Origin of the sequence: Vibrio sp. MMG023, from assembly GCF_021654215.1 — a bacterium.
Taxonomy (GTDB): domain Bacteria; phylum Pseudomonadota; class Gammaproteobacteria; order Enterobacterales; family Vibrionaceae; genus Vibrio; species Vibrio jasicida.
Map to the genome: position 1 here is coordinate 507,747 of NZ_JAKFZP010000001.1, position 12,147 is coordinate 519,893.

Consider the following 12,147-nt stretch of genomic DNA (forward strand, 5'->3'; position numbering starts at 1 on the left):
GCTCACACTCGCTTGGTGCCATTAAGTTCCACTAGATTTAGGATACTTGATGATGCTAAAACAAATATTCATCACACTCGCATCTATTTTTTCCCCCTACGCTCTGGCAACAGTGTTTGATTTAGCTGACATTAAAACCGGTGATGAGGTCGGTTTTTGCCCAGAGAAGATACAGATACAAGAACCTACCGACCAAAAATATGATAAAGCGTACTACTGTCATGGAAACATAACACTTGAGCTAGATGAACAAATAATCAACACCCAAGATACCAAGATTCAGCTTCGTGCTTTTACCGGCTTGAACTTTAAAGGTAGAAATAGCATTGGCTCTCCGGAAAACCCGATAGGTATAAAATCCCTATCCCAAGGCGTAATAGTTAGCAATGCCAACCACGAAACTGACTACACATACATTTATGGCGATGTAAAAACGGATTATACGATTTCACTTGAAAACGTACTTATCGATGGTGATGTAGATTCAAGAGGCATGACTGTCGAGCTAAAAGGCCTCTACAACGTTGTCAATGGTCAAGTAACTGCAAGTCAAAACCTCAAGCTTGAGAACGCTCAAGTCTGCGGAGATGTTTGGTCGTCAGGCGGTTTAGTAGAAGTTGGAGCGAACAAGAATGTTATTGTCGGCGGCCTCTTTTCTTTACAAAATCTAACGCTCTCAAATACCGATGTTTTTGGTGCAATAGAATCCAAAGGTGCAAACATCACACTAGACAATACTTCGGTTTATGCAAAATATAATGCTATTAAAGCGTTTCATACTGCAAGTTTTGTGGATGGTATCGGCCAAGTGTGTGGGAAAATAGAAGCCCACCGAGTCAACAACGACATCACTCAATACTGCGGAAAAGATGATCAAAACTGCTCATATGCAACCAGAAATTGCCCAGAGAAAGAAGTCCCTGTTTGCGAGTTAATCCCACCGAGTTATGACGATTTCGACCTTATCGTCACACCAACAGAAGACATCGCACTAATGTGTGGTGATGAACTCCCTCAGTTTACCGTGACTACAACCAACAATGATGAAGTAACGAGCGCTAAAGTATTGGCTACTCTCTCTCATCCTGACCTATTCACCCTTGAGATGGTTGAAGGAAAGCAGAAGATTGATGACAACAACTTTATCTCAAAAGATGACGGTACGCTGATAGTAAAAGTCGTCCCTAACAACATTGATGCTATCGCTCTCGATGCAAACTATACCCTCACCTTTACCATGGTGGACGACACAAACAAAATGCAGACTGTCCAGTTTATGTTTACGCCATATATGTTCGAAGCCTACGCTGAGGACCTGAGTAGCCTTAAAGAAATCCACGTCATTGCTGGTAAATCGCAGACCGTGGACACTCGCTTGTTGGCGTGTGCAACTACTGGTGAGCAAGTCATTGCAACCAATTATGATGGCAAACCTCAAATCACTCATCCTCTGATCAAACCCGCAGGTGGCAGCGAAGGCAACTTTAGTTATTCTGCAGATTTTAAAGACGGTGTCTCGAGTCACGGCTTAATCACGAATGAATCCGGATTATTCTCTGTAAAAATGTCCGATAGATTCGAGTGCTCAGGTTTCGCAGAATGTCCAGATGATGGCTCTGTATACGTTGAAGGTACATTTGATGTCAAATCTCGACCATGGACACTGGCCATTTGCGACGGTTCAACCACACTAGCTTCCGGTACTTCGAAAAGTGGTCCTGGATTTATTGCCGCTGGCGAACACTTCTCACTGACCGTTAAACCCATCATTTGGCAAAGTGGTGGCTCTGTTACTGGTGAAGTAAATACAAAGAGTTATTGCGACGCAGATGTTACTGGCAACTTTATGTTGGAAGATGCACCCGCGGCGAGCATCGTGATCAGCAGTAAACAAAAGACACCGACCGAAACAGCAAACCAATCCGAGAAGTTACTGGAAAGTACCTTGTCACTCACTCGCAGCCATACCGAGAGTGAGAACTCTAAATACACCTTCTCCGGCTTGTACTGGGAAGAAGTTGGCAGCCTAAAGATCAAAGCAAGTTTAAGTAGTCAGTACCTTGATATGACGGTTAACACCGGCTTTCGAAATGTTGGTCGCTTCTACGCCAAATACTTTAAGGTGAGAGAGGCAGAATGGACGTACCCGACAAAACAAAACTTCATTTACATGAATCAACCATTTGAAGAGGTTCGTTATGACGTGGTCGCCCTTAATGCCAAACAAGAAGACATAGAGAATTACGTGTATTTCGATGCCAGTCTTCGAGAACACTTCCATTTGGGCGAATTGAGTGACTACGTAGACCGTTTCATTCCACCAGCAGCGCACTCGGTTGAGTGGAACTTGGTGGGTGACGCAAGTGTTGGCAGTTTCACAATTGAAAAAGCTACTGGCAATGCGAATTGTGACAATAGCCCTTGCTGGGAGAAGGATGCAACTGATGGTCAGTATCCAGACGGCCCATTCAATAAAGACTCAAAATCAACAAAGAGTGAAATAGGTCTAACTCACACAAACGTCGTCGATGAAATACACTTCTTTGATGACCGACATATCTTAAAAGAACAACCGGATATCCGCTTTGGCAGGCTTAATTTTAAAGACGTTGGCGGCAACCAAGGTATGACCATCAAGGTCCCACTTGACGTCGAAGTTTGGCAAGGTAGCCGCTTTGTGACGCACTTTGAAGACAGCGCAACCACTGCCAACGGAGAACATCACTCCAGAACCCCTATTTGGTCGAATTCTTCACCAAATAACACCAAGCTATCTGGCGAAGGGACTATGCTAGCAGGTAGAACGTATGACCTTGTCGCAAGCCAAGTGGACTCTGCACGAGAACAGGTTCGCTTTCATTTAGACCTAAGCAGTGGCGGCAATAACTTACCTTGGTTGAAATACAATTGGGATAAGACCAATAAAGAAGAAGATAACCCGCCAACGGTCGTGACCTTTGGCATTCATCGTGGTAATGACCGTATCATCTATCGAGGAGAGCCCAATTTTATAGGGATGAATTAACCTCTTCATTTCATAGATAAAAAAGCGCCCCTCGGTTGAGGGGCGCTTTTCGTAGAATGTCCTTTTTCAATAAACGATGATTAGTTTGACGAACGACGTGCTTTCAAACGTTTTACCATCGCTAAACGACGTTCTGCTGAGCCTTGGTCCGTAGCCGATTGGTTCGGGTTATTACGTCGACCTTGACGATTTTTGAATGCCGGTTTTGAATTCAACTTCTCGATGTAAGCTTCACGTTGTTTTGGTTCGTAACCAGCTAGTTCGATTCGACGAATATGCTGCTGGATTAGATTTTCCACCTGTACAACCGTCAACTCTTCTTCACGGTTAACAAACGACACGGCATGACCTTGCTTACCAGCGCGACCAGTACGACCGATACGGTGAACATAGTCTTCTGCTAAGAATGGCATGTCGTAGTTGACTACGTGAGGTAGATCTTCGATGTCCAAACCACGAGCAGCAACGTCCGTCGCTACCATTACGCGTACTTTGCCTGTTTTGAACTCTTCCAGAGCACGACGGCGAGCACTTTGCGCACGGTCACCATGACAAACCACCGCTTTAATGCCATCCAGCTTCAGCTCTTTAACTACGTCGTTTGCGGTTTCTTTATAGTTGACGAAAACCAGCACTTGCTTCCAGTTTTTACGACCAATAAGTTCAGAAAGTAGTTCTGTCTTACGCTCCTGGTCTACTGGGTACAATACGTGAGCAATGGTTTGAGCCGTAGTATTCGCTCGTTCTACTTCGATACGCTTTGGCTTACGTAGAATGTCTCTTGCTAGAACGTTCAATTGGCTAGAGGTTGTTGCTGAGAACATCATGATCTGTGGGTCGGTATCCACATCTAACATGATTTTACGAACCGCATTGATAAAACCCATATCCAAGATTCGGTCTGCTTCATCAAACACAAGAAAATCAATGTTTGCTACTGAAACGTTACCTTGTTCAATGTGCTCTTCTAGGCGTCCTGGCGTTGCAACCAGAATATCCACACCATTTTCTAATGCTGTCACCTGTGATGACATCTTGCGACCACCAAAAATAGCCGCAACAGAGAGGTTCGTATACTTAGTGTAAGCTTTGATGTTATCAGCGATTTGCTCTGCTAATTCACGAGTCGGAGCCATGATAAGTGCACGTGCTGTCTTACGAGACGCGTTACGACCACTATCAAGCAAACGTTGAATCATTGGCAAAGAAAAGGCTGCGGTTTTACCCGTACCCGTTTGTGCAGTAGCGAAAATATCATGGCCTCGACGAGCCATTGGAATCGCCTTTTGTTGGATTGGCGTTAACTTCTCATAACCGCATTCTGCCAGTGCTTTAACCACTTCTGGCGCAAAACCTTGAGATGAAAATGACATTGAGCGTATTCCTTAAACAAACCACTAGATAGCTTTGAAAATTTAGCCGTGCACTATACCCGAATTCAAGTGATTTATCTCACTTTTTTCAACACCTAATCTGCAAAAAAGGTCACCTTTTTCTGGGTTTTACACCTAGGTTATTTCTTCCTCATTCATAAATTAGCATTTTATAAAATGTTTTTTCATAATGCCTACCACTTGATATATATCAAACTAGTTGTACATTTATAAGCATACACTGCGCGCGTTTTAATCAACCTAATCAATCTAACTATAGAGAATAGAATCATGAACAAATGCTTGTTGGCTCTCGCAATGGTTTCTTTAAATTCATACAGCGCAACCGCGACGATGGGCTGGTCGGGCGTCGTACCTTCGATCGCTCAAGTTCCCGCTAATATTACCGTCGAGAAAGAAACCGTACACTTTGATCTCTACGGAAAACATGTCGAGTTATCAGTAACTAACCTGACAAAGGATCAGATCATCATCGATCAGGCGAACGTTCCTATGCTGGCCTTAGACTTATAATCTGCCTGCCAAGGAGTGGCTGCCTACCTTCTTTTTTGTCACTTTAATTCTCATCCATAATCTCACCAAATTTAATCATCTCCGCAGTCCGGTCGCCTTACATACTGATAGTAAAGAATTGTGATGTCTCATCACTTCAGTCAATAATTAGCATTAAAGAACTTTTTTGACTGGCCGCTATAAAGACGTCGCATAAACAAGGAAGGTTATCATGACAAAGCAAATATTATCGCTAATGCTAATCGCTCTCTCATTCAACGTGAATGCAGCAGGCGCTTTGATGAACTGGTCAGGAAAAGTGAAATCGGTCGCCGTTCTGCCGACTAACATAGAGGTCAAATCAGGTTACCTCGATTATGACCTTGACCAAAAACACGTCCGAGAGAACCTCGGCCTTGACCACATTGATTACACCGCACCCACTCTAGAAAAAGATCAACTTATCGTGTACCAAGCGACGGTACCGATGTTATCGCTAGAGCTTTAAGCAATGGTTTTTAGCCATTTCTAAAGTTAAGGCGCATTGGAATTCCTTCGCAGTATGCGCCTTACTTTTAGAATGGATTATTTTATAAAGTAGTAACGGTTCTTACCTGACTTCTTCGCTTCATACATCGCCATATCAGCTTGATGCATTAGCTCGTCGAGTGTGCAATCCTGCCCTTTTGTATAACAACCGCCAATCGAGGCAGTCACTTGATGGAAGGTCCCTGGTAACACTTCAATTGGATCTTGAATCAACTGAATCAAAGATGCCGCGTAGTGTTCAGGGTTTTGCATATGCTCTTGAGAGCTCAACAAAATAGCAAACTCATCACCGCCTAGACGTGCCAGCAAGGCTTTACTGCCAAATACACGATGCATTACGGACGCAACATGAATTAAGGTTTTATCTCCTGCTGAATGCCCATATTCATCATTAATGAACTTAAAACCATCAAGGTCGAGGTAGATCAAGCAGACCATTTTTCCTGCTTTTAAGTTTTGAGCCAGCGTATTCGTCGCTTGATTTTGAAATGCGCCACGGTTAACGAGACCAGTAAGGCTATCGTGTTGTGCCAAGTAGTGGATACGTTGATTATCGGCGAAGGCTCGCAGTTGGAAACGCGCAATAAAGTAAGCCAAAATAATGCTCAATACCACGCCAACCTGCATTAACCATTTTCGTTCGTATTGTGAACTGACGATGTCCTTCCTTTCGCTAAAATCAACATAAGAAACTAACTTCCATGCCGTTGAGCTGTTTTCGCTAACGTGGTAGTCCTGAAAGCAGTATGGATTGATGCGATCAACAGCACCAACGGACTCGATCGTCATGATGCCTTTATCCGTCTCGATCTGACCTGTAGACGTGTTGTGAATTTGTTCGGCCAACTCTGGAAATGCACTGTAGATGGTCTCATCACTTCGTTGGTTATACATAAATGCAAACTCAGAATCGCGATGCTGTTTGTTAAACAAAAAATAACCGTCTTTGTTGAGCAACATGTAGTTGGTTCCCATATCGAGATTAAACAACGCCATGCCTTCCATTAGGTATTTCGCGAGATAGTTAACCACAACGATGCCACGCTTTTGCCCTTTTTCATCAAAGACAGGAGTGGCCAAACGAATCATAGGTTTAAGCGGTACTTCAATCTGACCATGCTCAACATTCAAATCTAAAGGCGATACGTAGATCTTTCGGCAACCTAGCTGCAATGCTTTATTGAAGTAGTAACGGTGGCTTTTGTTTTGTAGTTGCTCGGTCGGTACGACCTGTGAGTGTCCATCGTTAAAGTTAATACGAACCACTTCATTCCCTTCCAAATCGAGATAACGAAGTTGGTCATACACTTCTTTACGCTGACTGACTGCTTCCAAAATGGTACTCAGCCTTGTGAGTTCAACATCGCGCTTGGCCACAGGCAACAACGCCACCACGTCGTACACCTTTCTCGCTTCCATAATGTCGGATAACAAAGCGGTTTCTCTTACCACGGAGCCCATTACCCACTCGATGTATTGCTTCTTGCCTTCTAACAGTGCTTTTTGTTGAACACGGATGTTGCTCTTTTCTGCCTCTTCAGACGCAGACTTATCGTAATGAATGATGGCGCCAAATACCGCAACGAGCAGAAAGAAAATCGCGATAAAGCGTAAGCAAAAGAACTTCAACTCAGAAAAAGTAAAGGTAGAATTCAAGTGGTCTCCGGTTTCTTACCTAGTGATAAAACCGGCAATTATAGTGATACAAATCACATATAAATAGGTTCGTATCGATAAAAATTTTCTATCATCTCAACAGTGAAAGCGAATAAAAAAGGCCCGAGTATCCACTCAGGCCTTGTTCCATCTTGGTTGGAGTCTATTCTGAGATGTCACAAAGCTTTAGTAGAAGCGCTTCCAACTGGTCCCAAGGCATCAATTGAGAGTCAATTACCTCAAGGCGTGATTCGAAGCCCTGTAGGCTCATTTCATTGACTGAAACCACGCCATTCGCCACGTTAAACGCGTAGCAACCTTGGTCTGTGTTCATCACTGCTTTCACACGTTCAGCAGTTAGCTCAGATAGCATGGAGAACAGTTGTTCAAAATTGAATGAGTATTCCGCGCCGAACAACCAACCACAGCTGAAGTAACCCTGCCCTTTGTTCTCTTTACGAATGAAAGCTTCACCCGGAGGTAGTTGGAATTGAGGCTCTTGGTGAGCATGATCATGATGATGCGCTTCAATATGAGAAGAAGCACTGCCGTGCACCCGTTCGATATCTAACACTTCAATCGGTAAGTCACCGTCGTGAATCAGCTTACTGAACACTTTAGAAGGCGTTTGGTCTGTCACCCAGTCATTGAAAACATCAATATCATGGCTTGTACACAGGTCAACTTTGCTACCAATGACCACATCTGCGCTATCAAGCTGATCAACAAAGTTTTTGTTAGAAAGGTACTTCTCGTTACTTAGGTTACGCGGGTCCACCAGCGCAATCGTCGCTTTAAGATCCACATACGGTTGGTACTGCTCAGACGTTAGCGTCGCAACTACTTGCTTTGGATGGCCCAAGCCCGTCGGCTCAATAAGAAGACGGTCAGGGTTCTGGCGCAGCAAAGCCGTAATACCAACAGACATAGGCACGCCAGCCGTGCAGCACATGCAACCGCCCGGCACTTCTTTGATCATCGCGCCTTGGTCAGTCATCATCGCGCCATCGATACCAATTTCACCAAACTCATTGACTAACACAGCCCAGTTCTCGTTCTCTGGTTTGTTTTTCAATAAATTCAAGATAGCGGTGGTTTTACCGACACCCAAAAATCCTGTCAGTATATTGGTTGGTACTCGATTTGACATGCTCTTCTCCGACAAGCTTGTGCTTAAATGCTTTTGCCAAAGTATACGGAGAATGTGACTTGCTTCAACGCTTTTTATCGCGAGGGTCTAAGCCTTTATGCAACGCATTCGCTTTTGTCTGCTGAGATTGTTGGTAATAACCAAATGCATCCGCATTTTTAACACCAGAAAGGTGCATGCTGGTGTGAATCACACAAGTAAAAAACGCGACAATCGCTACAAGGATTGGAAGCAGTCCGAGGGTGTTTTCAAATTTTAAAGCGGCAATAGCCAAAGCGAAAACAACCGCAGAGGAAAGTGCAATGATCTTACTTCTATTGCTTTTCATGATAGTTCGCCTTATTTGAACGAGAGATCAAAGTGAATCGGTGTTACTTATCCATTTCACAATTCAATGCTACTCCTTTCATACCCCACAAAATTTGAGCGACTTAACAGATACAAAAACACCGAGCTTAATGGTGCTCGGCGTTCATCTAAGGATTTGAATTTGGCTTGTGTATCAACAAATTTGTCCTGCGCTGACTGCAATGTCAGATTCGTTGTCAATCGCTGCTTGAGCCAAGAGCGCTAACCCTTCAACAATCACATCCAACGACATGGTTGGCTGGTTGCCTAAAGCGTCTTGCTCTGGCAAAAGAGGAATATGCACAAAGCCATGACGTACCGATTTATCACGCAAGTAATGCTGGATACCATAAAACAGGTGATTGCATACAAACGTCCCTGCCGTATTTGATACTTGGCATGGAATGCTCGCGTTTTGTAAAGCGTTTGTCATCGCCTTGATGGGCAGCGTTGTGAAGTAAGCGTCTGGGCCATCTTGAACTACTGGCTCATCGATTGGTTGATGGCCACCATTATCAGGGATACGGAAGTCGTCTACATTAATTGCCACACGTTCTGCAGTAATCGCTGCACGCCCTGCTGCCTGCCCTACTGTGATGACAATATCTGGTTGGTATTGCTCAATCGCGTTAACCACGGTATCGATAGATTCATAACGTGTGACGGGCACTTGGCAAATCATCACCTCGCCGCCATCGAGTTTCTTTCTATCAAGTCGCTTTACTGCTTCTAAAGCAGGGTTGATGGATTCACCACCAAATGGCTCAAAACCTGTCATTAACACTTTCTTCATCGGACTATTTTCTCTTGATAGTAAAACTCAATGGTTGAGACTCGAATTTACAATAACTTAGCGTCACAAAGCCAAGTATTATTACATCGCGGCAATGAACTGCACAAAACCGCGACTTACATATAGCGTAAAATTGGAGATAGCCCCTATCTTGAACTTGCAAAGCAATGTTCTGCTGAGCAAATCCTAGCTTGGTTTCTAACGGTAAGTTAGGTAGAGTACGCGACCATTGAGTATCTGCAATTCGAAGAGATCGAAGATAATGAACATTGATAATCACGTTATCGAAACATTGGAAGAGCTAGAAGCTTTCCTACATCTAATTGAAAGTGGCGCGCTAGGTCTTGAAGGCGTCGCTGGCGTAGCATTAGCAACAACCAACACTGATGGCCGTCCATTTGTTGCAGTATTGGACGAAAAGCATCAATTAGTTCTTGGACGTTGGGTTTCTCAACACGTTTACGAACACGGAAAAGACATCGTTCGTCACGGCCCGCAGCGCAAGCATTAATCCTGCTTTTAAATGACAAAAAGCTCGCTTATATCGCGAGCTTTTTTGCACCCTCCGTAAGGCATTTCAGCCCATTCCTACAATGCCCGCTGGCTTTCTAAGCTATTGTTCAAAAATAAAAAATAAGCTTGTCTGCATGGTAACCAGTCGTGACATTTCGCTGACAAAACAAGATAAGAAATTCCTAGAATTTATCTCGGAGGCGATTTCTAATTGTCGTTTCCAGACACCATCGCAGAGCAGTGATCCTAGTTGCTCTGTTTGCCCCTTATAGTCCGCTTGACAGCCTTGGGCTATACGGGGCTTTTTTAGAGATCTCTGTATGCTTGTTATGGCCACTTAATATTAGACAGAAACCTGTCTCAACTTGGCGTGGTGAATGTCAGGAAGTAGCACAGAATTATCGCCTTGAACAACTAAATTTCTACTACGTTCTGTACTTGATAGTGATAGAATCTCCGCATCAAAACTATCGAGCAACTCTATGTTTATCCATCATGTAAACGGCATCGACTGGCTGGTGATTACAGCTTTTGAAGAACTGAAACCTATATTCATCGAAGACGCTGGTGCGATCCCCTCTTGTTTCTCTATCGACAGTGAATTGAGCCTGATTGATCAAGCCAAACGCACTTATGGATATTTGCCTGCACTCAACGGTGTAATCACGGATACTGGCACGTTTGAAAGCCAAGATAACGAAGAAGATTTGAACCCACAGCTAGCATGCTTAGTCGAGGGACGCGGGCGAGTGTTTATCTATCACGGCGGATTTGTCGCTTTTGTGGATGATGAGCAAACCTTTATTACCCGAATGAACTGAAAATTATTCCACGAGAAAGGCAATGCTGCGGTTAACTAGCGAGCAGCATTGCTTACAAAGAATGGGGCAAAAAAAGAGTCAGCTTGATAGTCTGACTCTTTTGTATGAAGCCGAAGGTATTTCGAGAAAAGTGGTAGGTAGTTGAATCGGTTGAATCCGCTTATTACTGAGGCTGGTGGCCAGTCTTCTTTGCAAACTCCTGCATCGCTTCGGCAAACGTTGTGGTCCCGCCTTTCGCTTGAACCTGTATCACCTTGTACCCCATCTTTTCCAACGCTTGGCGTTCTGCCAAGACCGCTTTGTCATCTTGCTGACTGCCCTTTGCAGGTTGATGAAGGTAACACCCTTCTAGTTGACCATCTTCGACCAGTTGGTGGTGTTTCAGTGCATTAATATCAAAATTCATGGTAATTCTTTAAATCAAAAATAGGGGGTTTCTGTGGCAGGTTACATGCGCTTTAAAGGCTTAACAACACTGTCCAAGCCTTCAATTTTAAGTGCGAGGCAGAGCTTTAGCAGTTCGCCTAGCTCCCCTTCCGGAAAACCTTTTTTATCGAACCAGAGTAGGTATTCTTCTGGAAGATCAATAAGAACACGCCCAGCGTATTTGCCAAACGGCATTTGCATTCGAGCGAGTTTAATAAGGTTTTCTTTTTCTAACATATACTACGGAGTCTGTTGGGATAAATCTTGGCTAAGAGTAACACCCAAGCGATCGACCCACCAGTTAATTGCATCTTTAGCATCGTCTAAAGAGTCAATCATAGTCGAGAAGTCTTTATTTCCTGCTTGACGATCAATCGCGGCGAACAAAGGCGCATCGCTCTCAGAATCACTCACCAGTAACTCCACCGTCGCAGAACCTACATTGGTATGCTCACCTGTCGTAATTTTTGAGATGGTCGAGATCCCTAAACCAACTGGAAGAATGCTTGAGGTAACCGCAAGAAGAGGGTTAGGCGTTTCTACATTACTGACTGCAATGCTCAAGCGAAGTGTTTTTTCACCGGGTTGGTCGACAATCTTTTTGACCGGTGAGATGCGCGCTTTTAACTGCTCAACCATGTAAGTCGTCAATTCATTGATTTCTTCATCATCGAGCTCAGATTCTTGAACCACAACCATTACTCGGTCAATCACCACGCTATCGTATTCATCCATTTTCTCTTTCAATCGAGTAGCATCGCGCAAACCAACTCTGGCCCAAACAAGATCAACGCCACCCTCTGGTCCGGGACGAAAATCTTCATAACTGGTGAATTTCGTCGCACTGACGACAGGACCACCTGCACATCCACTCAAGATGAAACCCAGAGTTACAACAACCGTCGCCTTAAACAAGCGCTCAACCAATGACTTAAACATACCAACTCCTCAAACTTTGAGTATACAGTTTATCATTCCAT

At 44.0% G+C, this 12,147-nt stretch carries 13 protein-coding genes; 5 read left to right on the forward strand and 8 right to left on the reverse strand.

Translation table 11 applies throughout. The features are described 5' to 3' along the window. Positions 1 to 52 precede the first annotated feature (52 nt). Positions 53 to 3,025 (forward strand): DUF6701 domain-containing protein, encoded by a 2,973-nt coding sequence (locus tag L1076_RS02215; protein WP_237303272.1) that lies wholly within the window; start codon positions 53 to 55, stop codon positions 3,023 to 3,025. Between the two features lie 80 nt (positions 3,026 to 3,105). Here L1076_RS02215 and L1076_RS02220 read toward each other — a convergent pair whose 3' ends face one another. After that, complete coding sequence (locus L1076_RS02220; RefSeq protein WP_038869656.1) at positions 3,106 to 4,398, reverse strand: DEAD/DEAH box helicase; 1,293 nt, start codon at positions 4,396 to 4,398, stop codon at positions 3,106 to 3,108. 291 nt (positions 4,399 to 4,689) lie between these two features. Between L1076_RS02220 and L1076_RS02225 the strand changes: the two genes are divergently transcribed. Then, complete coding sequence (locus L1076_RS02225) at positions 4,690 to 4,932, forward strand: hypothetical protein (RefSeq protein ID WP_039976164.1); 243 nt, start codon at positions 4,690 to 4,692, stop codon at positions 4,930 to 4,932. Positions 4,933 to 5,143: 211 nt separating this feature from the next. Beyond that, the gene (locus L1076_RS02230) at positions 5,144 to 5,419 is read left to right on the forward strand and encodes a hypothetical protein (RefSeq protein WP_038869654.1); all 276 of its coding nucleotides are present in this window, start codon (positions 5,144 to 5,146) and stop codon (positions 5,417 to 5,419) included. 77 nt (positions 5,420 to 5,496) lie between these two features. Here L1076_RS02230 and L1076_RS02235 read toward each other — a convergent pair whose 3' ends face one another. The 4 genes from L1076_RS02235 to pcp form a co-directional block, all read right to left on the reverse strand. Then, positions 5,497 to 7,116 carry a diguanylate cyclase gene (locus L1076_RS02235; RefSeq protein WP_237303053.1) on the reverse strand — a complete coding sequence of 540 codons (1,620 nt, stop codon included), beginning with the start codon at positions 7,114 to 7,116 and terminating at the stop codon, positions 5,497 to 5,499. A gap of 163 nt (positions 7,117 to 7,279) precedes the next feature. After that, a complete protein-coding gene (locus L1076_RS02240; protein WP_104037002.1) occupies positions 7,280 to 8,266 on the reverse strand; it encodes a GTP-binding protein in 987 nt (328 codons plus the stop codon). A gap of 64 nt (positions 8,267 to 8,330) precedes the next feature. Then, positions 8,331 to 8,594 carry a hypothetical protein gene (locus tag L1076_RS02245; protein ID WP_038869651.1) on the reverse strand — a complete coding sequence of 88 codons (264 nt, stop codon included), beginning with the start codon at positions 8,592 to 8,594 and terminating at the stop codon, positions 8,331 to 8,333. A gap of 174 nt (positions 8,595 to 8,768) precedes the next feature. Then, entirely contained in the window at positions 8,769 to 9,407 is a 639-nt protein-coding gene (pcp, locus tag L1076_RS02250; RefSeq protein ID WP_104026695.1) for a pyroglutamyl-peptidase I, read from the reverse strand. A gap of 262 nt (positions 9,408 to 9,669) precedes the next feature. Here pcp and L1076_RS02255 point away from each other — a divergent pair, with 262 nt between their 5' ends. Together L1076_RS02255 and L1076_RS02260 are read left to right on the forward strand one after the other, a co-directional pair. After that, positions 9,670 to 9,918, forward strand: a complete 249-nt coding sequence (locus L1076_RS02255; RefSeq protein ID WP_038869647.1) for a hypothetical protein — start codon at positions 9,670 to 9,672, stop codon at positions 9,916 to 9,918. Between the two features lie 484 nt (positions 9,919 to 10,402). Beyond that, positions 10,403 to 10,741, forward strand: coding sequence for a hypothetical protein (locus L1076_RS02260; RefSeq protein ID WP_039976158.1), 339 nt, complete (start codon positions 10,403 to 10,405; stop codon positions 10,739 to 10,741). Between the two features lie 163 nt (positions 10,742 to 10,904). Here L1076_RS02260 and L1076_RS02265 read toward each other — a convergent pair whose 3' ends face one another. Genes L1076_RS02265 through L1076_RS02275 form a run of 3 tightly spaced genes read right to left on the reverse strand, consistent with a single transcriptional unit; the run spans position 10,905 to position 12,106 of the window. After that, positions 10,905 to 11,147, reverse strand: coding sequence for a hypothetical protein (locus tag L1076_RS02265; protein ID WP_020195304.1), 243 nt, complete (start codon positions 11,145 to 11,147; stop codon positions 10,905 to 10,907). 41 nt (positions 11,148 to 11,188) lie between these two features. Continuing rightward, complete coding sequence (locus L1076_RS02270; protein WP_005433583.1) at positions 11,189 to 11,404, reverse strand: DUF3820 family protein; 216 nt, start codon at positions 11,402 to 11,404, stop codon at positions 11,189 to 11,191. 3 nt (positions 11,405 to 11,407) lie between these two features. Continuing rightward, positions 11,408 to 12,106, reverse strand: a complete 699-nt coding sequence (locus L1076_RS02275) for a DUF3313 domain-containing protein (protein ID WP_045405120.1) — start codon at positions 12,104 to 12,106, stop codon at positions 11,408 to 11,410. Positions 12,107 to 12,147 lie beyond the last annotated feature (41 nt).